This window comes from Vibrio sp. EA2, assembly GCF_033042495.1.
GTDB lineage: Bacteria > Pseudomonadota > Gammaproteobacteria > Enterobacterales > Vibrionaceae > Vibrio.
On the sequence record NZ_JAWLID010000003.1, the window covers coordinates 604,772 to 630,283 of the forward strand.

General features: G+C 45.8%; 20 protein-coding genes and 1 pseudogene. 15 read left to right on the forward strand and 6 right to left on the reverse strand.

Annotated elements, in window-relative coordinates; genetic code table 11:
- Positions 1-539 precede the first annotated feature (539 nt).
- The 9 genes from RXX31_RS10690 (at position 540) to RXX31_RS10730 (ending at position 11,255) form a co-directional block, all read left to right on the forward strand.
- Positions 540-1,961, forward strand: a complete 1,422-nt coding sequence (locus tag RXX31_RS10690) for a PTS transporter subunit EIIC (RefSeq protein WP_317589269.1) — start codon at positions 540-542, stop codon at positions 1,959-1,961.
- A gap of 38 nt (positions 1,962-1,999) precedes the next feature.
- Entirely contained in the window at positions 2,000-3,406 is a 1,407-nt protein-coding gene (locus tag RXX31_RS10695; protein WP_317589271.1) for a glycoside hydrolase family 1 protein, read from the forward strand.
- Between the two features lie 80 nt (positions 3,407-3,486).
- Entirely contained in the window at positions 3,487-5,055 is a 1,569-nt protein-coding gene (locus RXX31_RS10700) for a carbohydrate porin (protein ID WP_317589272.1), read from the forward strand.
- Positions 5,056-5,146: 91 nt separating this feature from the next.
- Positions 5,147-5,740, forward strand: coding sequence for a DUF1593 domain-containing protein (locus RXX31_RS10705; RefSeq protein ID WP_317589274.1), 594 nt, complete (start codon positions 5,147-5,149; stop codon positions 5,738-5,740).
- Positions 5,697-6,566 carry a DUF1593 domain-containing protein gene (locus tag RXX31_RS10710; RefSeq protein WP_317589275.1) on the forward strand — a complete coding sequence of 290 codons (870 nt, stop codon included), beginning with the start codon at positions 5,697-5,699 and terminating at the stop codon, positions 6,564-6,566. The genes RXX31_RS10705 and RXX31_RS10710 overlap by 44 nt, the downstream gene beginning before the upstream one ends.
- Positions 6,567-6,874: 308 nt before the next feature.
- On the forward strand, positions 6,875-7,993 hold the full coding sequence (locus RXX31_RS10715; protein WP_317589276.1) for an alkene reductase: 1,119 nt from the start codon (positions 6,875-6,877) through the stop codon (positions 7,991-7,993).
- A gap of 186 nt (positions 7,994-8,179) precedes the next feature.
- Complete coding sequence (locus RXX31_RS10720; RefSeq protein WP_317589277.1) at positions 8,180-8,569, forward strand: hypothetical protein; 390 nt, start codon at positions 8,180-8,182, stop codon at positions 8,567-8,569.
- 62 nt (positions 8,570-8,631) lie between these two features.
- Complete coding sequence (locus RXX31_RS10725) at positions 8,632-10,740, forward strand: protein-disulfide reductase DsbD family protein (RefSeq protein WP_317589278.1); 2,109 nt, start codon at positions 8,632-8,634, stop codon at positions 10,738-10,740.
- Positions 10,740-11,255 (forward strand): protein disulfide oxidoreductase, encoded by a 516-nt coding sequence (locus RXX31_RS10730; protein ID WP_317589280.1) that lies wholly within the window; start codon positions 10,740-10,742, stop codon positions 11,253-11,255. The genes RXX31_RS10725 and RXX31_RS10730 overlap by 1 nt, the downstream gene beginning before the upstream one ends.
- Before the next feature lie 54 nt (positions 11,256-11,309).
- Here the strand turns inward: RXX31_RS10730 and RXX31_RS10735 are convergent, their stop codons facing one another.
- Positions 11,310-11,855, reverse strand: coding sequence for a hypothetical protein (locus RXX31_RS10735; protein ID WP_317589282.1), 546 nt, complete (start codon positions 11,853-11,855; stop codon positions 11,310-11,312).
- 509 nt (positions 11,856-12,364) lie between these two features.
- Between RXX31_RS10735 and RXX31_RS10740 the strand changes: the two genes are divergently transcribed.
- Positions 12,365-12,889, forward strand: a complete 525-nt coding sequence (locus tag RXX31_RS10740) for a GNAT family protein (protein ID WP_317589283.1) — start codon at positions 12,365-12,367, stop codon at positions 12,887-12,889.
- Between the two features lie 217 nt (positions 12,890-13,106).
- Positions 13,107-13,649, forward strand: a complete 543-nt coding sequence (locus tag RXX31_RS10745; protein ID WP_317589285.1) for an isochorismatase family protein — start codon at positions 13,107-13,109, stop codon at positions 13,647-13,649.
- A 22-nt stretch (positions 13,650-13,671) separates the two neighbouring features.
- On the opposite strand, the gene RXX31_RS10750 is transcribed toward RXX31_RS10745, so the two are convergent.
- The 4 genes from RXX31_RS10750 to RXX31_RS10765 form a co-directional block, all read right to left on the reverse strand.
- Positions 13,672-14,568, reverse strand: coding sequence for a 1-aminocyclopropane-1-carboxylate deaminase/D-cysteine desulfhydrase (locus tag RXX31_RS10750; RefSeq protein ID WP_317589286.1), 897 nt, complete (start codon positions 14,566-14,568; stop codon positions 13,672-13,674).
- Positions 14,569-14,685: 117 nt separating this feature from the next.
- Positions 14,686-15,966, reverse strand: a complete 1,281-nt coding sequence (locus tag RXX31_RS10755) for a HAMP domain-containing sensor histidine kinase (protein WP_317589288.1) — start codon at positions 15,964-15,966, stop codon at positions 14,686-14,688.
- Positions 15,963-16,640: a response regulator transcription factor gene (locus RXX31_RS10760; protein WP_317589289.1), complete on the reverse strand. Its 678-nt coding sequence runs from the start codon at positions 16,638-16,640 to the stop codon at positions 15,963-15,965. The genes RXX31_RS10755 and RXX31_RS10760 overlap by 4 nt, the downstream gene beginning before the upstream one ends.
- Positions 16,641-16,828: 188 nt before the next feature.
- A complete protein-coding gene (locus RXX31_RS10765; protein WP_317589290.1) occupies positions 16,829-19,147 on the reverse strand; it encodes a YgiQ family radical SAM protein in 2,319 nt (772 codons plus the stop codon).
- A gap of 384 nt (positions 19,148-19,531) precedes the next feature.
- Here RXX31_RS10765 and RXX31_RS10770 point away from each other — a divergent pair.
- From RXX31_RS10770 to RXX31_RS10780, 3 genes and pseudogenes are all read left to right on the forward strand, one after another.
- Positions 19,532-20,848: pseudogene (locus tag RXX31_RS10770) on the forward strand (EAL domain-containing protein); the annotation flags it as partial.
- 158 nt (positions 20,849-21,006) lie between these two features.
- Positions 21,007-21,693: a hypothetical protein gene (locus RXX31_RS10775; protein ID WP_317589291.1), complete on the forward strand. Its 687-nt coding sequence runs from the start codon at positions 21,007-21,009 to the stop codon at positions 21,691-21,693.
- Between the two features lie 127 nt (positions 21,694-21,820).
- A complete protein-coding gene (locus RXX31_RS10780; RefSeq protein ID WP_014232424.1) occupies positions 21,821-22,021 on the forward strand; it encodes a DUF4250 domain-containing protein in 201 nt (66 codons plus the stop codon).
- A gap of 22 nt (positions 22,022-22,043) precedes the next feature.
- Here RXX31_RS10780 and metR read toward each other — a convergent pair whose 3' ends face one another.
- Positions 22,044-22,955 (reverse strand): HTH-type transcriptional regulator MetR, encoded by a 912-nt coding sequence (metR, locus tag RXX31_RS10785; protein ID WP_317589292.1) that lies wholly within the window; start codon positions 22,953-22,955, stop codon positions 22,044-22,046.
- Positions 22,956-23,216: 261 nt separating this feature from the next.
- Here metR and metE point away from each other — a divergent pair, with 261 nt between their 5' ends.
- Positions 23,217-25,499 (forward strand): 5-methyltetrahydropteroyltriglutamate--homocysteine S-methyltransferase, encoded by a 2,283-nt coding sequence (gene metE / locus RXX31_RS10790; RefSeq protein WP_317589293.1) that lies wholly within the window; start codon positions 23,217-23,219, stop codon positions 25,497-25,499.
- Positions 25,500-25,512 lie beyond the last annotated feature (13 nt).

The following is a 25,512-nucleotide window of genomic DNA, read 5'->3' on the forward strand; positions in this document are numbered from 1 at the left end:
CAATAACGCCACATCTCAACAATAAAAGGCGAGAGGGGAGTCAATACACGGTTACTTGATTGTTCCGATATACGGTCATTGTTATGGGCATATCATAATCTCAACGAACAATAATGGATATAAAGTAGATTTGTAACCGGTTACAAATGTGATTTATGTAGATATTTTAGAGTGACTTTTTGAATTGAATAAGATCTGAATCACATTTGGTTTTCTCGTGAGTTGATCGAAAAAACCGCCGGATTTATTGTCCACCTCAACAGAGCAGGCAAGGGTGGGTGTTAAGCCAATTCCTTGTTACTGCAATATGGATTGTTATCGCTACGGCGAGCAAAACCTGACTCATCTTACCCAAAGGTTTACCTTGGTAAGAGGTCAGGTTTTTTTATACATAAAATTCAGATTTTATCGTTTTTCGGGATTGTTACCGCTAGCAGGGCAAAACCCGAGGATACCCAGATGCATTGTATTTGGGATCCTCGGGTTTTTTTATGCCTGTCAGTCAGTAGCTCCCGGGGCTAATTAAATAGGGCATAGTTATGGCATATGAACAACTTGCTTCCGACATCATCAAAACAGTTGGAGGCGCTGGTAACGTAGCTAGCGTAGTGCATTGTGCGACTCGGTTACGTTTCAAACTTAATGACAACGCGAAAGCAGATAAGGAGCAGACCAAAGCTCTGGATGGTGTTATCGCAGCGGTGGAAAGCGGTGGCCAATACCAGGTTGTCGTGGGAAATCACGTGAATCTTGTATTCAAAGCGATTCAGGCAGTGATGGGTGGATCCACGGCTAGCAATAGTGAAGATAAAGCGGAAAAGAAAGAAAAAGAAGGGGTACTCAGCACCTTTATCGACTTGATTTCCGGCATATTTACTCCGTTGCTTGGCATCATGGCTGCGTCCGGTATTCTCAAAGGGGGATTGGCTTTAGCTATCGCTGCTGGCTGGACTACCACGGACAGCGGAACCTACCAACTGCTGTTTGCTGGTAGTGATGCATTATTTTTCTTCTTTCCGTTAGCGCTTGGTTATACCGCGGGTGCTAAATTTGGCGGAAGCCCTTTTGTTACGATGGCAATTGGTGGTGCATTAGTTCACCCAAGTATGATTGCGGCGTTTAATGCGTCTCAAGCTCCGGGTTATGAAGCATTAACCTTCTTGGGCATGCCAATCACCTTTATGAATTATGCATCTTCGGTAATGCCTATAATTTTTGCTGCCTGGGTATCGTGTAAACTTGAGACTGCTTTCAATAAAGTCTTACCGGGTGCAATAAAAAACTTCTTCACACCTCTACTTTGTATCGTCGTTACGGTTCCTTTGACGTTTCTTGTTATTGGCCCTGCTGCGACACAAGTCAGCCAACTTCTGGCGCACGGTTATGAGCTAATTTACGCGGCAAGTCCCGTCGTTGCAGGTCTTATCATGGGTGCAGGCTGGCAGATCTTCGTTATCTTCGGTCTTCACTGGGGCTTTGTTCCTATCTTACTAAACAATATGGCTGTCATTGGTTCTGACAGTATGCTGCCATTGCTGGTACCAGCGGTACTTGGTCAGGTTGGTGCGGCGTTTGGTGTCTTCTTGATGACTAAAGACGTGAAGCTGAAAGCCATTGCTGGTTCTGCGACAACCGCTGGCCTATTTGGTATCACTGAGCCTGCTATCTATGGCGTCAACTTACCGAAGAAGCGACCGTTTATTATTGGTTGTATTTCGGGAGCAATCGGCGCGGCGATCATTGGGTACTTCAGTGTGCGCATCTATTCATTCGCATTGCCAAGTATTTTGGTATTCCCACAAATCATTCCACCAACTGGTATCGATTCAACGCTTTGGGTTTCTGTGTTTGCTTCCATCTTCTCTATTGTTCTCGCAACCGTACTGACCATTTTGTTTGGTCAGGTTAACGGTGCGCCGAAGGCTTCTAAAGATAAGTTGACCCCAGCCAAAGCAAATTAACCGTCACAACAAAGATTTTATTTTAAGGAGAGATATTGATGAGTTTTAGTTTTCCTGAGTCATTCCTGTGGGGTGGTGCGACTGCCGCGAATCAAATTGAAGGCTCGCATACAAAGGATGGAAAAGGTTTGTCGACCTCTGATGTTCAGCCATTTGGGGCCATGGGAGAGTTGGTCTACCGCGAAGAAGGTGACTTCAATATTAAAGATGTGGCGATCGATTTCTACAATCGCTACGTCGAAGACATCGCGCTATTTGCTGAAATGGGCTTTACCTGTTTGCGCGTATCGATTGCCTGGAGCCGTATTTTCCCAAACGGTAATGATGCTGAGCCGAATGAAGCGGGTCTTGCTTACTATGACCGCGTATTTGACGAAATGGCGAAACACAATATTACCCCGATGGTAACCATTTCCCATTACGAAATGCCTCTTAACCTTGCGGATAATTACCAGGGGTGGGCAAGTCGTGAAGTCATTGGTTTCTTTGAAAATTACGCCACAGTCCTGTTTAACCGTTACAAGGATAAAGTCAAGCTATGGCTGACGTTTAACGAAATCAACGTGACGTTACACGAACCATTTACGGGCTCTGGTCTGCCACGTGATTGTAGTGAGCAGACCCGTTTTCAGGCGATTCACCATCAGTTAGTGGGCAGCGCAAAAGCGGTAAAAGCGTGTCACGACATTATCCCGGACGCCAAAATCGGCAACATGATTTTGGGAGCGATGCAGTACCCGTTGACCTGTAAACCTGAAGACGTCATGCAGACCCTGACACAAAACCGTGAGTGGCTAATGTTTGGTGATATTCAGGCGCGTGGCTACTACCCAAGCTACATGACTCGCAAATTCCAAGAAATGGGCGTTGAGCTTGATATTACAGAAGACGACAAAGCGTCACTTAAAGAGACCATCGATTTTATTTCGTTCAGCTATTACATGACAGGCTGTGCAAGTGCAGACCCTGCAGAAATCGAGAAAGCAAGCGGCAACATGCTGAGTATGATCGCGAACCCTCACCTGAAAGCATCGGAGTGGGGCTGGCAAATCGATCCTGTAGGTCTTCGTTACTTGCTCAACTTCTTGTACGACCGTTATCAACTTCCTCTGTTCATCGTTGAAAACGGTCTGGGCGCTAAGGATCAGCTGGATGAAAATGGTGAAGTCGTGGACGACTATCGCATTCAGTACCTGAATGACCACCTGTATCAGGTTGGCGAAGCGATTCAGGATGGTGTGCCAGTCATGGGTTACACATCATGGGGTCCAATAGACCTCGTAAGCGCATCAACCGCTCAAATGTCGAAACGTTACGGCTTTATCTACGTAGATCGTGACGATCAGGGTAATGGCTCGCTGGAACGCAAACGCAAGAAAAGTTTCCACTGGTACAAATCGGTAATTTCCTCTCGCGGGGAAATACTGCAAGGCCCACAACAATAACAAACAGCGTTACTCCCCCCCGGCTCACCAGAGGCTCCTGAATCTGGTGGGTCCCCTACATAAAAACTTTAGGACTTAAGATGAACAGTAAAAATACGCTTACCAATAAAACTTGGAAACAAAAACTGACGCCGGTTTGCCTGGCACTAATGAGCTGTGGCTATGTTTCGTCTGGTTTTGCTGCAGAAGCAGTACAAAGTCAGATCGACGCTTTGCAGGCACAAATAGCGGCGGCGCAGCAGACTTTACAAGCGCTCCAGGTTTCGCAACAGGGACAGGCAGAACAACAACCTGCAGAGCAGACCGATGAAGTTGTCGCTGTTTCAGCATCAAGCACTCCGGCAGTTGAGGCTGACCCGTCTTTGCCCACTTTCACAGATCAGGTGCCGGTAACCAGTGGATTTAATTTCAATGGCTACTTTCGTGCAGGCTGGTACACCGCCGACGAAGGTGCGCCAAAAGAGTACGCAGTCGGCTCTTTAGGTCGTTTTGGTAATGAAATGACGGGTTGGTATGACCTGACATTCAAACAACGTATTTATGAACAGCTGGGTAAGAAAGTTGAGGCTGTGATTACTTTAGATGGTAATACGGGTCTGAACAAAGGTTTCGAGATGGAAGGGCAAGATGACAACTATTTCCACTTCCTTGATCTCTATGTAAGAACGAAAGGGTTTATTCCTGCATTGCCTGAGTCAGAATTATGGGTCGGCCGTCATGCGGTTACTGGTTCAGAAATTCAAATGCTGGACTGGAAGAGTTCACGCACAAACTCCGGGGCGGGTATTGGTCTGGAGAATATCGCTCTGCCGGAAGGAAGCCTGAACGTCGTTCTGATGCGTGAGGATTTTAACTATCTTGATAACAATGGTGATGACAACGGCGTCGAAATTAACAGTAATGTTCTAGACGTACGCTACAACGGCTATCAGTTGAGTGATTCATTACAGCTTGGTCTTGCCGCTAAGTATCAGATGGCGAATTTAGGTTCGAGCGCGAAAGACGCAGAACGCTCTGATCAGTACTCTGATGTGAAAGATGCGTTGAGCTTGGCAACTATTGTAAATCAGAAGTTAGACAACAATGGTTTCAACGAATATACCCTTCAATACACCACTAACTCAATTGCAAGTAGCTTTGCTTCAACCAGTTGGGCTAACCCTGATTTTTCTACTGGTCTGAATAACTATCAAGGTCACCATACTGATGGTTACGCGGTACGTTTTGTTTCTCAGGGTGAAAAATATCTGTTTGATAACAACGTGATTGTTGCCCATGCGTTTGTCGCTTCTCACGGTGACGACATTTACAACTACGATTTAGCGACTGATCACACGGACTTTAACAGTGTACGTGCTGTTGTAAGACCAGGTTACATCTGGGATCAGTTTAACCAGACAGGCGTTGAGCTGGGTTACTTTAGTCAGACCAATAAAGTTGATGGCGAAAGCTATGATGAAAGTGGCTACAAGCTGACTGCTTACCACACCTATAAAGTGGCAACGAGCATGCTGGGTTCTCGTCCTGAAATTCGTTTTTACGCCACATACCTCAAAGCGCAGGATAATGAGATTACTGACTTCTCATTCGACGGCCAGAAAGATGACCAACTTAGCTTTGGCGTACAGGCAGAAGTTTGGTGGTTCTAACTGAAGAGTCTAGAACCTATTAAATTTAATCGGATCTGGTCTCCTACTGCAGGGGGCCAAATCGTTATCTCCAAATTTGAAGATAGGCTAAATGATGAAAATCAAACGAAAATTGAGCACAGTGGCTTCTCTAATTGCAACGGTTTGTATCGGAGCGAGCAGCGGTGCACTAGCCACAGACGCCCCACATATTGATAAGACCCGTATGATTGTCCTGACGGATATTGGTAATGAGCCCGATGATTCACAGTCTTTTGTTCGACTTCTTACTTACAGCAATGAGTTTGAGATCGAGAAGCTCATTGCTACGACGTCGACCTGGCAACGCGATAAAGTACAACCGGACTTACTTAAAGAGCGTGTAGACGCTTACGCGAAAGTGTACGACAACCTTAAAGCGCATGCTGATGGCTTTCCGACGCCAGAGTCATTAAAAGATAAAATCATCAGCGGTCGTGCTGGGTTTGGTATGGACGTAGTGGGTGACGGCAAGAGTAGTGAAGCGTCACGCAGTATTATCGATATCGTAGATAAAGCCGATGAACGCCCGGTTTGGATTACCTTGTGGGGTGGCGGCGTCGATCTTGCTCAAGCGTTATGGGATGTGAAGAAAAACCGCAGTACGGAGGAAGTGGCAAAATTTGTCAAGCAAAATCCGTGTTTACTCCATTTCAGATCAGGATAACACCGGAGCATGGATACGCCGTAATTTCCCTACGATGACCTGGATCAGCAGTCTGCACGGTTTTAACGACTACTGGCTATCGACCTGGATTGGCATTTCTGCGCCAATGGCTGAAGGGGGAGATATGTCACAGGTTAATAATGAGTGGCTGCATCAGCATATCCAAAAAGGTCCATTAGGTGAGAAATACCCGGATGTGATGTACATTATGGAAGGTGACAGCCCGTCATTTATGTACTTACTGAAAAATGGCCTCAATGCACCAGAGCATCCAGAATATGGTGGCTGGGGTGGTCGTTATGCCTCCGTCGCTTATGATGATGCTGGAGGCCTACGCACCAGTGTATCTGATACGGTAACGAGTGTTGATGGTAGTGAATATCGTAACGCTTCGGCCTCTATTTGGCGTTTCCGACATCAGTTTCAGAATGATTTTGCTGGCCGTATTCAGTGGACACTGACTGATAATTATCAAGACGCTAACCATAATCCAGTGGTTGAGTTGAATGGTGTTTCCGGACTCGAACCAGTAGAAATAAGTGTGGAGTCGGGTGAAAAAGTTGAATTGAGTGCAGCAGGCAGCCAAGACCCGGATAATAACAAACTGAATTATCGTTGGTGGCAATATGGTGAACCGACCGCTCATGCACTACAGGTGCATTTTGCTCCCACCGTTGAGCTAGCGAGCAGCGATAAAGTATCGACAAGTTTTGTCGCCCCGAAAGTAGACAAACCGACGCCGTTCCACATTATTTTGGAAGTTAGTGATGATGGTACTCCGCAGCTGTATTCTTATCGCCGTGCCATCGTAACGGTCAATCCTTAACCGTTCGCAACTAAAGCCAACCTAAATAATGACTTAGTCATATATCCATAATCCCGCCCTGTAAAATGGGTGGGATTTTGTATTTCCTTTGTGCTGCTCGTCTAACGCTTTTGACGTTAGGGTTTCTACCTTTGTTTGAGCAAACACTACGTCTGCAACCGATAGTGAGTGTTGATGCGAGCGCTATCGATACCATTATGGAATTGAATTCCTCAATGTCTGTCCTCAACGACTATTTATTTAGGTTCATGTTTACCCGATAGTTAAGGGTCAAATCTTAGAATTTAAATACATTATCAGGGCTCACAATGAATAAATTATTTACCCCTATCCAGGTTGGTAACGCTTTATGTACTAATCGAGTTGCTATGGCTCCAATGACCAGAGCTCGAGTACACAATGCAGATGATGCCGCCGACGAAAACACAGCGATTTACTTTGCTCAGCGAGCATCAGCCGGTTTGCTGATCACTGAAGGGTCGCCAATTTCTAAGCAAGGACAAGGGTTCCTTTATATCCCGGGTATTTATAGCAAAACGCAGGTTGAAGGCTGGAAAGCGACAACAAAAGCCGTACACGATAAAGGCGGTAAAATATTTATTCAGATCTGGCATGTTGGTCGTATGTCACATACCTCGTTACAACCTAATGGTGGGTCGCCAGTAAGCAGTGTGGATACAAAAGCGAACGGCACTTGTTTTGCGTACGACGAGAATGATCAAGCTGGTAAGGTTGAGGTTTCTCAGGCTCGTGGCCTTACTGTTGAAGAAATTCAACAAGTTAAACTCGATTATGTTCAAGCAGCTAAGAACGCGATGGAAGCGGGTTTCGACGGTGTTGAGATCCATGCTGCCAACGGCTACCTGATTGAGCAATTTGTTAATGCTGGTTTGAACACGCGTGATGATCAGTACGGCGGTGAAACGATGGAAAACCGCTTGCGTTTTGCACTTGAAGTCACCGATGCGGTTTGTGATGCCATTGGGTCAGAACATACGGGAATTCGTATTTCACCTTTTGGGCGTTATGGTGATATGCCTGAGTTTGACGGTGAACAAGAGACTTGGCTGAAACTTGGCGCAGAGCTGGCAAAACGTGATTTAGCTTATGTGCACTTAAATGATCAAGATCTTCCTCAGGGTGGGACAACCATGCCTGCCGGCTTTGTGGAACAGTTCCGCAATGCTTATTCTGGTGTACTCATGATTGCGGGTGCTTTCGATAAAAATAAAGCACAAAGCTATCTAGATAAAGAGTTGGTCGACATGGTGGCTTTTGGCCGACCATATATCGGTAATCCAGATCTTGTCGAGCGTATGCAGAATGACTGGCCACTAAGCGAAGCTCAACGTGAACACTTTTATGGCGGTAACGAAAAAGGCTATATCGATTACCCGACTTACCAGGAACAACTCGATATCGCCTAATTTCTGAATTACTAGCCTAAACAATGCCGCTTTTAACAGCGGCATTTTTGTTGGCGCATAATTGTCAGCAAAAATGCCTGGCAACGTCGAGACTTATTCATCGTTCGCGAAGGAAATTCAGTTCGACTTGAGCTTTAGCCCGACTTGCGTATTATTTGCAGCGTTTCTGTATTCATTCCACTTTTTATGAGCTTATTGATTTCACGACATCGCGCGCCGCATAAACAGGCGAAATGGCTCCTGGCTATCATTGGCTGGGTTATTGTCGTGTGCCTGATGCAAAACTCTGGCTTCGTAACGTCATGTTCCATGAAAGGTGAACAGGTTGCCAGCTCTGTCGTTTCCGCAGAAAAGTCTCATGATACTGAAGCCAAAAGTGCCAATAAGTGTGAATTATCTGAGAAGCTTATTCTGTTTGCCAAACATCACCTCGGTTTTTTCATTGTCGTTTTGTTTGTAGGTATCTCGCTGGTGGCAGTCTGTCGACGTGATACCTTCTCCCCGTTCAGTCAATGGACAGAACCGATACGGCATAAACATCGTGTTCATCTTACATTTTGTGTATTCCGCGAGTGACAAGTGATTTCTGACCCTAGTGGTCAGCGAGCTTCTACACTTGTTTTTAATCAGGAATCACTATGAACCATATGACTAAAATGACTCAAGTCGCGTTGATATTCATGACAACGTTACTGTTAAGTTTATTTTCTCTACAGCTTTCCGCTCAGACACCCGATACGGGCTGGATGAGCAACCCGCAACATCCACCGGTGCAAACGCGCTTTATACTGACCGGTTTGCAAGATCCGCAAGCCAAAACGGTCACTGGCTATCTGGATGTAAAGCTATCGGGAGATTGGAAAACCTATTGGCGCTCACCGGGTGAAGGTGGCGTTGCCCCCTCTATTGACTGGCAGGCGTCGGAAAATTTGACCAAAGTGGACTGGCTGTGGCCATACCCACAAAAGTTCCAGCTACTAGGCATTGAGACGCAGGGTTACAAAGGAGATACATTATTCCCGATAACGGTGCACATTTCAGATATGTCAAAGCCGGTCGCTATTGATGCCGTTTTAACCTTATCTTCCTGTACCACAATTTGTGTGCTGACTGATTATCCTATTCAGCTTACGTTTCTGCCGGCTGATTTACGAGTGGATGAAGATGTGATGTTTCGCTACGCGCAGGCCATAAGCAATGTTCCTCAACCTTCACCGTTTGTTGAAGTGACTCAGTCAAACTGGGACGCCAACCAGTCTAAGCTACAAATTAAACTGACAAACGTTCAAGGATGGAGCCGTCCGCAGGTGCTGGTAGACGGCGTGAATGATTCAACCCGAGACTACAGTTTCAAGCTGGATGGCACATACATAGAAGGCAATACTTTGACGGCCAACTATAAAGTGAATACTTGGCTAGGAGATGTTGACCTTAATAACCAGCCACTGTTTGTCTCAATAAAGGACGATAACTTATTGGCAGAAGAGGTGACCCAAACGAAAGCGGCGGCGATATTGAATTCGTTGCCGTATACCTCTTTAACTAGCGTATTTATTTTTGCTCTGATTGGCGGTCTGATCCTTAATGTCATGCCTTGCGTTCTGCCCGTGCTTGGGATGAAACTGAGTAGTATTGTCGCTACCCAAGGAGTTGAACGTCGTCAAATTCGCGCTCAATTTATTGCCTCTTCACTCGGTATTCTGACATCGTTCTGGATCCTGGCGGGCTTTATTGCGGTGCTTAAGGTGACAGGTAGTGCGATCGGGTGGGGCGTACAGTTCCAGAGTCCTTGGTTTCTTGGGTTGATGGTGCTCGTGACTGGGCTGTTTGGGGCCAACATGCTCGGGCTATTTCAAATCCGTCTTTCATCTGGCACGAATACCTGGCTCGCCTCTAAAGGCAATAACTCCCTTGTGGGGCACTATGTTCAAGGGATGTTTGCGACTTTACTTGCCACACCTTGCTCCGCGCCATTCTTGGGGACCGCCGTTGCCTTTGCTCTCGGTGCTGATGTATTGACGCTGTTCGCTGTGTTTACAGCGCTGGCGTTGGGCATGGGGTTACCCTGGGTTTTGGTCGCCGTTTTTCCAGGCATTGCGCTGCAATTACCAAAGCCAGGTAAGTGGATGAACGTGGTAAAGGTTGCTTTTGGCGTGATGATGCTGGCGACCTGTCTTTGGCTATTGACCTTGGTAGCGAATCACCTGCCAGTGTTCTGGGTCATTGTGGTTGGTTTAGCCGGGTTTATTTTGCTCATGGCCAGGGTCAAAACGGTTTACGGTGAAAGAATGTTGGCGATAACCGGTTCAATCTCCGTTTTGTTCATTGCTGGTGGATTGCTTCTCGCTAGTGCCACTGCAAGCTACTGGGCAACACCACTTCCAAAGGATCTTCCCTGGCAAAAGCTGTCGAATACGGCAATTGATTCGCATGTAGCAAACGGGCGGGTTGTATTTGTTGATGTCACCGCAGACTGGTGCATCACTTGTAAAGCCAACAAGATAGGGGTGATCTGGCAAGATCCGGTGTATTCGCTATTACAAAATCCGGGTATCGCGAGTTTGAAAGGAGACTGGACTCATCCAGAGAGCTCGGTAACGGACTTTCTGCGACAGTATGGACGTTACGGTGTCCCTTTTAACATTGTCTATGGACCAGCAGCACCACAAGGGATCCCTCTGCCAGTGATTCTGACTGAGGAAGTGGTTGTGAATGCGATCAAACAGGCGAGTGGGGGAAGCAGTTAATGAACTTGAAAAGACCAAGACAATCATGGAAACATTGGCTAATCCAATTCCTACAAATTGTGCTCGTTGTGACAGTTGTGGCCGTTGGCATGGATTGGTACCGCACAAAAGATATTCCTAAACACAATCCACCGGCGTTAAGTGCGTTCATAGGGAATGGCCGATATGTTGATGCGATAGAAAAAAGTCATAAAGAACCTGTCGTTGTCTATTTTTGGGCGACGTGGTGTCCGGCATGTAAATTTGTCAGCCCAAGTGTGAATTGGTTAAGCGAGAATTACTCGGTGATTGGTGTTTCAGGCTCTTCAGGAAATAACGAGCGAGTTGAACAGTTTATGCGATCGAAAGGTTATCAATTTGATAATATCAATGATCCCAAAAGCCAAATAATGAAAGCGTGGCAAGTAGGTGTGACGCCAACCATCTATATTATAAAAGATGGTGAAATAGCTTCTATTACCACGGGTATATCAACTCCGGTGGGAATATTAGCGAGAATTTGGTTAGCCAGTTAATTTTTCAAAGAAACCCGATATTCTATTTTTGAAATATCGGGTTTAATTAAAGATTTATGGTCGGGCTCCAACAGGAATCATAATGTGAGCATACGGCGTACCTTTCCACATCACGTAAGGGCCGCCATATTCAGTGTCGGTAGGTAATGAATCGAGTAACGCTTGATCAGGGGTAATTATCATCAAGTGTGTGCCTTCGGTAATCCACTGATTATCATCGGTTTTACCTTCTGCATACGGGTCGATATTACTTGCTCCGGCGCCATCGCCGCCCAGCATATAAGAAATACCCAACGCTTTAGCTTGGAAAGGCTTCTTATTCATCCAGGCATCTGCCCATTCCATCCAAGGACCATCCATACACATAGGCGCTGCTAAACCTTCACCCGCGAGTTGAGGAGGAGTCGGGAAGCAGGTATATTGACTGGATCCTTCTTGTAGAACATTTTTATCCCAGTCCATCACCGTCACTTTATCGCGAAGTGTTGGAGGAGCAGCGCTTAGGGCATCTTCCAATAGAGCTTGTGAATCATCTGCTGCGAATACGTTAAAAGCACAGCTTGCCGAGATAAGAGTTGAAATATAAATAGCTGACTTCATAAATATGGCCTCAAGTTAATACAACATGAGAATGAGAGTGAACTAATTATAGATTAACATTATCTATTGGTGGTCTGTTTTTCTTTATTTTTATAACTGATGAGTTTTTTATGTTAATTTAAATATTGTTTCTATATACATATGAAACATCGATTTTATTATTAACTTTATAAAGTTAACTTGCTTGTATTTAATGGTTAAATTGAAAAATATATTTTCCTGACTTTATGTCCAACTATTCATTTATCGGTGAGTATTAAGTGATAGTTACCATATTTTTCTGACAACGCTTCCAGAACACAAAAGTCCAATACATGATTTTTGCTACATATAGCATGATTGATGCTAGCTGATTGCAGGAATGTTAAACAATTGACAGCGGTAAAGCATGGGCTTTGTATAAGCTGATATGGAAAGTTGGCGAGAAGGTCTTATGCTTTTACGACGAGTTCAACTGCTATAGCAAGATGTGGGGAAGGACCAGAAACACGTATATAAAGGGAGTAGGTATGAGAATGGAATCAACCTATGTCGCGATAAGACACGCGGAAGAGTGTGACGCAGAGGCGCTTTTTGACAACTACTTAGGAAATGAAGCGGTTTGTTTATATCTGTCGCGTCGCGCATATCAAAGCAAACAGCAAGCGCTGCAGTCTATTCAACATTGGAGAGAGCAGTACCACGCGGAAAATGCACAGTTATTAGTGCTAGTCATTGAAGAAGTCGCATCACATACGCCAATTGGCTGTCTGGTGCTTATTCTTAAGCCGGAATGGTCTGAAATTCACTTTGGAATCTCTTGCCAGCATCAAGGTAAAGGCTACGCCACTCAGGCTTGTGAAATCGGTATTGAGTATCTGAAAAAGCTAGGCTGCCGATATATTCGTACACACCCACATGTCGATAATGAAGCGAGCATTCGAGTATTGAAGAAGGTGGGGTTTAAAAGGCAGGGCACATTAACGGCGCATGCAACTTTTCCGGCTATTAGCACTGAGCCGCAAGACTGCGCTGATATGTGTTTGGGAATATAGTCCCCGGTATTGCAATATGGTTTGTTCGTCGAAGTGTTGTCTGATTCGGCTCACCTCAAGCCGTTTGTTTCAGGTAAACGTATATTCAGGCTGAAGGTAAATAGTGTGAGCGAGCTTTATCTTTCAAACTAAGCGTTTCTAACTGAAGTGAATATTAAGCCATTATTAATACTCAATTGATTGCATTTTTAGTCAGTGCTAAGTAAAGGAGACAGGGATGCTCGATAAAGGCAACACAGGTTTAGTCGTCGTGGATGTACAAGGTAAGCTCGCGACATTAGTGCATGAAAGTGACTTGTTAATTGAAAATATCACTAAGCTGGTCAAAGGCGCGAATGCCCTGAAATTACCAGTCCTTTGGTTGGAACAGAACCCGGAAAGGTTGGGACCGACCTCTGAGCCGATTCGAGTGGCGTTGGAGAAAGCGCATTTGCCGATTACCAAGTACACCTTTGATGGCTGCAAAGAGGATCAGTTTAAGCTGGCGGTGGAAAACGCAAAAGTAGACACTTGGCTGGTTTGTGGCATTGAGTCACACATCTGCGTATATCAAACCGCGCTCTCCCTGCGCCAATCTGGCTACCGCGTTGAACTGGTGACCGATTGCGTATCCTCTCGCACGGCGGCGAACAAGGCACTGGCTTTGGCGAAGCTGACTGCCAATGGTGTCGTATTAACTGGTCTGGAAATGTGTCTTTACGAAATGGTGGAAGATTGTCGAGCGCCAGAGTTTAAAGATATTCTGGCGTTGATTAGGTAGACGTTGAAGCTAGCGAGTGTGTTTAGTCGAATTCTCGTTGATACCTTGGCAGCATTGACTCGTTGCCAAGTAACCCGCCTTGATGAACATAGATCAGAGTCTTGTCTGGGTTCTCTTTTCGCCACGAAGCCAGACATTGCCACATATAGGGGTCGTAAAGAAGATCAAATTCGAGGTCCGTTTGCTCATACAAACTTTTCCATGTCTCATAATCTTCTTTGTACAACCTCCCGAAATGGTGTTTTTTTCTCATCGATAGAATCTGAGGATGACTGGTCTCTCCCAGCATACTGAACTGTTCAGACAGGTAGCTTTCATCTCCCACGCACGGGCAGGTTAAGATTTCAATGCCATGAGGGTTGAGATACTTGTGCAGATAAAGTGCGGTAGTACCGGTTCCGGATGGAAGCGCAACCGTGAACTGCTCTTTTGCTCTAAATCGAGTCCAGTCCAGAATCTCACGCGCGAGTTGCTTTATGCCACCCTCTGCGATTGGTGAACGTCCGCCTTCTGGCATAAACAATGTGGTGTCATCTAATCCGCGCACATTCGTGATGTATTGGCTAGGATGCAGGTCACTGCCAACCTCATTCATGGCCGTTATCTGCATACCTAAATCGAGTGCTCCTCGATAATTTCCAATCGGCGTACTTTTTAACCACTCCGGGATATGACTGACATAAAACTCGAATGCCCACCCTTTAACTTTTGCGAGTGCAGCCAGAGAATACATCGCATTAGACTGGGCGGATCCATAGCTAATCAGAGTCTTAACATTTGGATCCTGATCTTCTAATAACATCATGAATTTACGTGCTTTGTTCCCGGAAAAGTGGGAATGCAGTAAATCATCGCGCTTGAGAAAAAATTTCTGACCGTTAAAGCTGTGTTGAGTGATTGGGCTTTCTGAGAGTTTCATGTAATGCCTGACGGAATAAACCGTGTCACCTTGGTCATTTAAAAAGGTGGCACAGTTTACCGTTATCGCTATAGGAACAAAAGTAGCAGATGGGAACAACCATAAATTTAACGCGGGCTAATCGTCAATGCATTCAGCTGTGAAATTGATCTGGGCTTCACAGCCACCTCTTGGGTGGATATCTATTGAAAACTGCCAGCCATATCGGCGGCACAAGTCATCAACGATCATCAGCCCTAAACCGTGCCCGTCAGAATCTGGGACGGAAGAAAACCCTTCACCTTCGTCTCGCACAGACAAATAAGCGTCACTCATTTCCACGTATATTTTGCCTTTCGAAGTGGCGGCAATACTATTACGAATCAGGTTACTCAAAACGATATTAAGCACAGCCGTTGTTGCTCTGGTATGTGGCGAGCCTGATACGGTGACATCAAAGTCAACTGACTTCTCATCAGCCTGTGCCTGGCTAAGGGAAATAATGTGACGTAACTCTTGCTCAGAAATTTGACGTACGGGACTATCATCCGCATTTCGCTCATAACGAACTAATCCAAGTAACGCATCGACCATGGTAGACATCTGCTGTGTGGCGTCTTGGATTCGACTGACCTGGCGTTCCTGAAATGGTGTGTTTGTATTTCTGGCTAACAAGCTACTGGAGCCTTTCATAACCGTCAGCGGTGTTCGAAGTTCGTGACTGGCGTAGCGCGCAAAGGCCTGCTCACGCTTTATGACTTGATTCACTTCGTTGCGATAGTCGTTAAGCTGAGTAGCAAGGGCTTCGAACTCTTTCGCTGAGCCAGAAGGGACAACAAACTTCTTGGTTGTATCACCCTGGTGCTCATCCAATTGCGTTTTCAGCGTGTTAATCGGTTCTATCAAACGCTGAGACAAGCGAAGTAACAAACTGCCGAATACGAACATCAGAACAACCACCACCAGCAGTACCAAGCCGATAACATAAAAAAACTCGCTCCACGTAATCTCGATTTCATCAATTAACGAAATCAAGATGATGGGATGTTCCTCACCATCTTGCATGTAGGTGCTCATGTAAATCATGCGTGTATAGGGTTCTTCACCGACTTCACCCAAAAAATAGTGTTTATCTTGCAAGAAAGGACGGTATAAAGAGGGGACCAGGTTGATGTCATTGTATGCTGTCGTTAGAAGATCGAGCTTTATAACACCTTCTGAAGGTGTTTGTTTAAAATGTTCGATGGCTTCTTTTTTGTCGATCATAATTCGGCGTTCGCCGACGCGATCTTCTGACCATAACAGTGATCCACTTACTAGCGCAAAGCAGAGTAATCCGATCACAACAGAAACCAGCAAGAAAAACAGTTCGAGTCGGCCGGTCATACTTTTCGTATTACCGAGTAAGCGACGAATCATGCTCCTGGCTCCAAACGGAAGCCAACTTTAGGAATAGTTTTGAGCAAGTGCTCCTGAAAAGGTTTATCGAGTTGCCCACGTAGTTGATAAATGTGGCTGCGAAGCACATCGTTGTTTGGCTCGTTTTCTTGCCATAAACGAAAGGCAATGTCTTCTCTGGTCACGATTTCTGGTGCGCTTTGTACCAGCATTTCAAGAATGGTGTAAGTGGTTGGGTTTAGTGCCAACTGCTTGCCTTGGCGATACGCCTGGTGCGTTTTTTGGTCAATCGTTACTTCACCGTACTGGAGTTGGCTTGAGGCAACGGTACCACGATATCGTTTTATTAGCGCAGTCATGCGAGCTTCGAGAATATCGAGGTCAAAAGGCTTAGTCAGGTAGTCATCCGCTCCATGGGCAAAGCCTTTGAGCATATCGTCGCGACTATCTAGTGCGGTCAGCATGAGTACAGGGGTATTATTTCCTGCGTCTCTTAACTTGTTACACAGCGTTAAACCATCCATACGCGGTAACATTAAATCGAGCAAAATAATGTCGAAAGCGTTGCTAAGAGCAAGTTTAAGACCAAGCTCTCCGTTGTCAGCGTAATCAAGCTGCATGCCAGCACACTCGAAATAATCGAACAGCATTCCCGCGATTTCTCGATTATCTTCGACTAAAAGTACACGTTTCATTCATTCTTATCCAATCTCGGCAATATCGGTTTGCCCTTGACGAACATTATTCACGATAAGCGTGAAAAAGTTGTCAATGTTATAAACGATTCACCAGTATAAGTGACTGATTGAAAGCGTAACACGCAAAACAAAAGGGCTCCAGAATTGCTTCTGGAGCCCTTTATTAGATTTCGTTGTGTCGATGGTTATCGGCGCTTAGGTTTGCGCTGACCGGCTGGTTTACCCTGACCTTGTGGCTTGCCGCCATTTGGACGGTTTGAGTTCGAGCCTGCGCGCTGGCCGTTGTTATTTCCACGACCTTGTCCACCTTGCGTTTTACCAGAGCCATTACGGTTGCCAGAAGGCTTGCCGTCACGAGAACCACCCTCAGAGCGTTTCTCTAGGTGACCACCAAAACCAGGCTGGTTCTTGGTGTGCTTAGTCGCAAAGCGGTTTGCACCGTGGCGGCCGGATTTACGACGCTGGGCTGGTGTTTGCGCATTAATGTCTTCAGCCGGAACCAAACAGGTTGCTTTGTCACCAATCAGATGTTTTTTGCCCATGCTGATCAGTGCTTCACGAATCATTGGCCAGTTTGCTGGATCGTGGTAACGCAGCAGAGCTTTATGCAGACGACGCTGACGCTCACCTTTTGCTACGGGCACATCTTCACGCTGTTTGTATTTTACGCGCTTCAGAGGGTTAGTCTCTGAGTAGTACATCGACGTTGCGTTACACATCGGTGATGGGTAGAAGTTCTGTACCTGGTCACACTCGAAGTTGTTCTTTTTCAGCCAAAGCGCAAGGTTCAGCATATCTTCATCTTCAGTGCCCGGGTGCGCAGAGATAAAGTAAGGGATCAGATACTGTTTCTTGCCAGCTTCTGCACTGTACTTCTCGAACATTTCTTTAAAGCGATCGTACGTGCCCATACCCGGTTTCATCATCAGATCCAGAGGGCCTTTCTCAGTATGCTCAGGCGCAATCTTCAAGTAACCGCCAACGTGGTGAGTGACCAACTCTTTCACGTATTCTGGTGATTCAATTGCAAGATCGTAACGCACGCCCGACGCCACCATGACCTTTTTCACACCTTCAACTTTACGCGCTTCACGGTATAGATCGATGGTGTGTTTGTGATCCGTGTTTAGCTTGTTACAGATGCCTGGGAAGACACAAGAAGGGCGACGACAGTTCGCTTCCGCTTTCGGATCTTTACAGCCCAAGCGGTACATGTTCGCAGTCGGGCCTCCAAGATCGGAAATCGTGCCGGTAAATCCTGGAACTTTGTCGCGAATTTCTTCTATCTCGTTAATGATCGATTCTTTAGAGCGGTTCTGGATGATGCGTCCCTCGTGCTCGGTAATCGAACAGAATGAACAACCACCAAAACAGCCGCGCATGATATTCACCGAGGTTTTGATCATGTCATACGCAGGGATTTTCGCCTTACCATACATAGGGTGAGGGACACGTGCGTATGGTAAACCAAATACAAAGTCCATTTCTTCTGTGGTCAGCGGAATCGGAGCCTGATTAACCCACAGTTCACGGTCGCCGTGGCGTTGAATCAACGCACGTCCAGAGTATGGGTTGGTTTCCAGGTGCATCACACGGCTTGCGTGCGCATACAGAATACGGTCGTTGTTAAGTTTTTCGAAGTTAGGTAAACGTACTGCTGTGGTTTTAGCATCATGACGTGACGGACGAATAGTGATTGGCTGCGCCGCCGCTGGTTCGTCTTTTTTGGTGTCGCACTGCGTTTCTACCTCGTATGGGTTTTTAGGTACGAATGCTTCTTTACGTGGTTTTTCAATACGAGACGAGTCGATGATGGTATAGCTGTCTGGTGCCGCAGGCAGGTTAACCGCGGTACCACGAATGTTCGTCATGTCAGAAATGTTTTCGCCGTTTGCGATGCGGTGTGCCACTTCAACCAGCGCACGCTCAGCATTACCAAATAACAAAATGTCAGCTTTCGCATCAAACAAAATCGAGCGACGAACTTTATCTGACCAGTAGTCATAATGCGCAACGCGTCGTAGGCTGGCTTCAATACCACCTAGTACGATAGGCACTTCTTTATAGGCTTCACGACAACGCTGTGAATAAACTAAGGTCGCGCGGTCAGGACGTTTACCACCTTCGTTATTCGGTGTGTACGCATCATCGTGGCGAAGTTTTTTATCTGCGGTGTAGCGGTTGATCATGGAGTCCATGTTACCCGCTGTGATCCCAAAGAACAGATTCGGCTTACCAAGCTGCATGAACGCGTCTTTGTTCTGCCATTCTGGTTGAGCAATGATACCGACCCTGAAGCCTTGTGCTTCTAATAGACGGCCAATGATAGCCATACCAAAGCTCGGGTGATCGACATAGGCATCACCTGTCACAATGATAATGTCACAGCTATCCCATCCTAGGGCATCCATTTCTTTGCGGCTGGTCGGCAAGAAAGGTGCCGAACCAAAACACTCGGCCCAGTATTTTTTGTACTCATGAATAGGTGTGATGTTATTGGTCATATTTTGCTCTCTGTTCCAGGGAGCGCGAATTATAGCGATTTGATGATCAGGTATCTATACCAAACTTGTTTATTCAAGCTTAGTTGATGGAGATTTATTTGGATTGTAAAAATCCGACTGAGTTATCAGTCAATTGCTACCTTAAATTAACTCGAAGCCCTTATAGTTGTTATGGTTTTTATGTGAAGTGTCCCAATGTTAATACAATTGATAAGCAACTAAACTCTTATCTTGGTTCACGTTTATAATCAGATTGTGCACTTCGCTAGTGCACAAGGCAGGCAAGCTACATCAGTCGCATTTAGCCGCTGCATTCGAAGTTAGGGTTTGAGAAGGAAGGGCTGGGTAATGAGCGAGTCAGCAAAGATAACACACAGAAGAGTATTGATGTGGATGAATAACGACAGCGAGCAGGATCGAGACTGGTTCTCGTTTCTGCCCACAAAAGAGCAATTTGAGAAAAAGCTGGAGTACATCGCTAAAGATAGCGGCCATAAAGATCTCAATATCATTATGACGTTGAGACCTAACTTCAGTCAGTATTGCTTGTTGGATCAGAAGCTGGGTTTTGCGGATTTTATCGTGCGTAGCCGCTATACCAAGCTGGCGGGCCAACTGACCCGAAATGTTTTTGTGGTCTGTTTGCAAACGTCGCATTGCCAGTGGTTAAGTACCATTAAATTGATTGAAGTGGCGGTGAAGGGATTCTTCACTGAGTTGAAAAGTGAGATGGGCACAAGAGTGCATGACACTATCGTGGAAGGACAAACAGGCGTATCTGTGCTTGGTTACGATACGAGTAATCCCAAAAAGGCACTAGCACTGGCAGTACAGACCATGGTGTCGTCCAGAGTGGGTGAAAGCGGCTACTTCAATTTTTACAACAGTAAGCTGCATGCGGAGCTGCTCAAACGTCAACACTTGGAATCTTTCCTGCAAAAGAAAATCGATAGTGAACTGGTCGATGTCTATTTTCAGCCGATTGTAGATACCTACTCCGGCAAAGTTACTAAGTTTGAAGCGTTGGCGCGGTTTCACCACGAAAATGGCAGCTACAGTACCCAAGAGATGATTTCGGTCATCGAAGATCTTGAGTTGATTGCTGAGCTAGATGATCTGGTTTGCCGAATCGCGCTCAAGCGTTGGTCTGAATTACAATACTTCTATGGAGAGGGTATCGGGCTTTCCATTAATCGTTCTCTTAACACTAAATTAGATGCTTTACAGGTATTACAACGTTCACTTGATTTGATTAAATCCAGTGGAGTTAAACCGGAGCTCGTGACGCTAGAGTTAACGGAATCGGCCTACTTTGAGCAAGACGAAGCGCACACGCAGGCGTTGAAACAGATCAGGCAAGAAGGGATTAAAATAGCCATAGATGATTTTGGTACAGGGTACGCTTCTTTTTCTTACCTGGGAAAAGGGCAGTTTGATCTACTCAAAATTGACCGCAAGTTTGTGGCAGATATTTGTGAGGGCAGCAGTCATTACTACATTGTCAAAATGATTACTGAGCTTGCCCACCAGTTAGGGGTTAAAGTGATTGCAGAAGGTGTCGAGACAGAACCAGAGCGTCATATTTTGGCGGGTGTTGGGGTGGATTTCCTGCAAGGTTTCTTATTTTCACCAGCCGTGCCTGCAGCAGATTTGGAGCAACCTACATATTGTGAGCGCTTATTTAACCTTACCTTGGGGTAATCAAAGCTTCAGCCTGGAGCAGATCAATTAGCGGCTGTTGTAAAAGAGAGCTCGAAGGGACAACAGACCCCTATTACAACCCTAAAGCGTTTGGGTGGTTTGGCGATAGGTGATTTGATATTATCGCCACCCCAAACGACTTTTGAGCTTGCTTCATCATGATTCAACAATTGCTGGTTACTTTTCCTCCGATGCTATTCGGCGCACAAGCGTTACTGACTTTACTTTTAATTAAGGGCGATATTTGTCCGGGTCAGAGAGGTCGCCTCCATAAAATGCTACCTGCAATAGGGGTCATGTGGCTGGCCGTCGCATCACTGCGTATTGAAGCATTTATGGTGGTGTTTGCGATCTTCTATTTCTATTCTCAGGTTCAGACCAAAAAGACACGCGAGAAAGGGCCATTATGGGCTCTGCACCTTGCTAACGGTTTGGCATTTGCTTATGTCAGCATTCAAGTATTTGAACAGACTAACTTGCCAGCTGCTGCTGCGATGGCGTTAATGATCTTCTTTCTGGGGGCTTCTTTTTCTCAATTGTTGCTCACGATTGCACGTAGCCGTTTACAAGCTTTCCATCGAATTTTACCAGTCACTGGTATTGTGTCGGGCATGTTGTTGGTGATTGCGACGCTGTTTTCATCTTATCAGCTGGATGAGACGGCATTGAGTGCTGCAACTCAACCGATACTCATTGCCTTGGCGATGTTGATATCTTCCATTGTGGTTTGGTGTTGGCATATTTTCACGCATAAAGCGCCTGAGAAAGTGCAGCTGAGTATCGCTTTCTTGCTTGCTCTTGTCTCTATGACGAGCCTGCAAAATTTATTTTCACTGGTTGCTTAACATGATGTCAGTGAGTTCACGATATAGCGTGAACTCACTTTAAATTCGTCAGATTATGTCTACGCTGTATATATACCCGGTCACTGAGGTTATTGGGGTATAAACCTTGTCGAAGAGGAGTGTCGCGATGGATTTAAGCAATGTAGGTAATCTGGATAGCATTATTCTGTTAGGTATCGTCAACGAAAAACTACGCTTAGAGTGTGACAGTTTTGACGAATTAGTGTCGACTTATGAAATGGATACAGAGTCGGTAGTAGGCAAGCTGGATATGCTTGGCTACCAGTACGACCCGCTCACCAATCAATTCAAATCGTACGAACGCTAAGCCCGTACGATATCTCCCATTGTTAAGCCATCTTGATGCCGTCGAGGTGGCTTTTACATTGTTGTCTTGCGGTTGCGAAAAACGCCTGTAAATAGCGTTTGTCTTTCTCTGAATTTCGAACCGCAGCAAACAGACGACGCCACAACCCATTGCCAAATGGTTTACTGGTAATTAGTCCTTGTCGAGAAAACTCTGAAATTGCCCAGTTCGGCAATGCCGCAACCCCTAATCCAGCCGATACCATTTGTACTAACATCAATGTGTTGTCTGCTTGTTTCCACTTAGCTGGCTCCACACCGGCTGGCTGTAAGAAGTGTTTAACTACATCAAGTCGCTGTTTTTGAACCGGATAAGAGAGCATGGTTTGATCGGCAAGATCTTGAGGATCAATAATCGCTTTATCAGCCAGTGGATGGTTGGTGGACGTGATTAGTCGCATTTCAAAGTCAAACAAAGGCTCGTAGTGCACCTCTGAACGTGGCTGAATATCCGAAGTAATAACCAGATCCAGCTCCCCTGCGAGTAGGGCAGGTAAAGGCTCGAATCCAAAGCCAGAAGAGAAATCCAACGTTACGCTAGGCCACGCCAATTGATATTCCTTAAGTGCTGGCATCAGCCATTGGAAGCAGGAGTGACATTCGATAGCCATATGTAATCGACCATTCACGTCTTCTTTCAAACTTGCCAGTTCATTCTCTGCCCTTGCGAGTTTCGGTAAAATATCTTCTGCAAGGCGCAATAAAATCTCACCTTCTGGTGTGAATTTAACCGGTCGGGTTTTTCTTAAGAATAATTGCCCACCAATTCTAGACTCCAGGTCCTTAATTTGGTGCGACAGCGCCGATTGCGTCAAATGTAACGCGGTTGCCGTGGCAGTCAGTGAGCCCGTATCTCGAAGCGAGGTAATAGTACGCAAGTGTTTTAGCTCTATCATGAATCTCTTTCATCCTTTAATGCTCACCATGAACTTAATTAACTTAACTGCAAAATACAGAAATGTAAACGTCTAGACGTCTATTTGTTTTGGGTAACGGTTTGTTTTTTCGATACACTATGAATTTTTTTAATAAACAAGTTGAATATTTAGACCTTGTCCAATTTTAGTCTGGGAGAGATAGTTTAGCCATCCAGACATCTTTAAGGTTAAGCCAAAGATGTTCTGACCAAGATAAACTCAATATTAAGGACTAGGGAAATGGCAACTACCACACACATACTTGGCTACCCACGCATTGGTGAAAAACGTGAACTGAAATTTGCGCAGGAGAAATACTGGCGCGGAGAAATCGATCAAGCACAACTCCAGCAGGTTGGCGCACAGCTAAGATCGAATAACTGGCAAGTACAAAGCGATGCGGGGTTGAGTTTTGCCACTGCCGGCGACTTTGCCTGGTATGATCACGTACTGACAACAACGCTGTTATTGGGCCACGTACCAAAGCGTCATGCTGAGGGCACACCTAGCCTTGATACTTTGTTCAAGGTTGGTCGAGGCCAGTCACAGGCTGGTTGTGGCTGTGCAGGCGCAGCAGCCTCTGACATGACTAAGTGGTTCAATACCAACTACCATTACATTGTGCCGGAATTTAGCAAAGACGATACCTTTGAAGTGAGCTGGCCGCAGCTATTTGAGGAGGTGAGTGAAGCCGTTAATGCGGGACACAAGGTTAAGCCAGTTCTACTTGGTCCACTAAGTTACTTGTACTTGGGTAAAGAAGTTGAAGAAGGCTTTGACCGCCTGTCACTGTTACCAAGATTGCTCACCGCGTATCAAGCAATTTTGGCTAAATTGGCTGCTTTGGGTGTGGAATGGGTACAAATTGATGAGCCTATTCTGTCTCTTGAGCTGGAAAGTCAATGGGCGGATTCATTTAAACTGGCGTATCAAATCATCCGCAGTGACGTAAAAGTGCTGCTAACGACTTACTTTGACGCTGTTACCGATACACTGGACAAAATTGTCGAGTTACCTGTTGATGGTTTGCACATTGACTTGTCGGCAGCGCCAGACCAGCTTGATGAAGTTGTGGAAAAACTACCACAAGGTTGGGTGTTATCGGCTGGCGTTATCAATGGACGCAATGTTTGGCGAGCGGATCTAAGTGCGCAACTGGCGAGCTTACAACCGGTAAAAGAGAAGTTAGGCGATAAGCTGTGGGTTGCAAGCTCATGCTCATTACTGCACAGCCCGGTAGATCTAGAGCTTGAAACAGCGCTGAGTGAAGAAGTAAAAAGCTGGTTCGCTTTTGCTAAACAGAAAGTGACTGAGGTAGCCCTGCTAGGTAAAGCGCTGGACGGCGATCAAAATGCGATTCTGGCATGTGATACTTACAGCCAGCCAATCAAAGCGCGCAAAACGGCTACCCACGTCAATAAGCCACAAGTGCAGGCTCGTATCAATCGTATCACCGCAGAGCTCACACAACGCAGTGCGCCATATGCTGAGCGTGCTGCTCATCAGGCAGAAGTGTTGGGTTTACCGCTATTGCCTACGACTACCATCGGCTCTTTCCCTCAAACCGGCGAGATTCGCGTTCAGCGCAGTGCATATCGCTCTGGTCAACTGTCTGAAACAGACTATGTTGCGGCACTTAAAGGGCATATTGCTGATGCAGTGAAACGACAGGAAGCGCTGGATTTAGACGTATTAGTGCACGGTGAAGCTGAGCGTAACGATATGGTTGAGTACTTCGCCGAGAATCTGGCTGGTTTCCAAACAACCAAATTCGGTTGGGTGCAGAGTTACGGTTCTCGCTGCGTGAAGCCTGCTATTGTGGTTGCGGATATCGAGCGTGAAAAACCAATCACGGTTGAATGGTCAACGTATGCACAATCCCTGACCAGCAAACAAATGAAAGGAATGCTAACCGGGCCGGTTACGATTCTGTGTTGGACATTCCCTCGCGAAGACATTTCGCGTAAGGAAATCACCCAGCAGCTGGCTCTAGCGCTGCGAGATGAAGTTTCTGACTTACAAAATGCAGGCATTAATATTATCCAGATTGACGAGCCTGCGATTCGTGAAGGGTTACCGCTTAAGACGCGTGATCATAAAGCTTACCTGGAATGGGCTGTGGATGCGTTTAAGATTTCTGCCGCTAGCGCGAAGCCAGAAACACAGATTCATACTCATATGTGTTACAGCGAGTTCAATGAAATCATTGATTCTGTTGCGGCACTGGATGCAGATGTGATTACCATTGAAACGTCACGTTCGAATATGGAATTGCTCAAAGCGTTTGAAGAGTTTAACTACCCTAATGAAATCGGTCCTGGAGTTTATGATATTCACTCGCCGAACATTCCAAGTGAAGAGTGGATTGAAGGTCTTATCAAGAAAGCAGCAGAAAAAATTCCGGTACAACGTTTATGGGTGAATCCAGATTGTGGTCTAAAAACAAGAAATTGGGCGGAGACCGAAGCAGCGTTAGCCAACTTGGTCTCAGCGGCGAAAAAGCTGCGCACTGAGTTAGCATAAACCGACGAGCAAA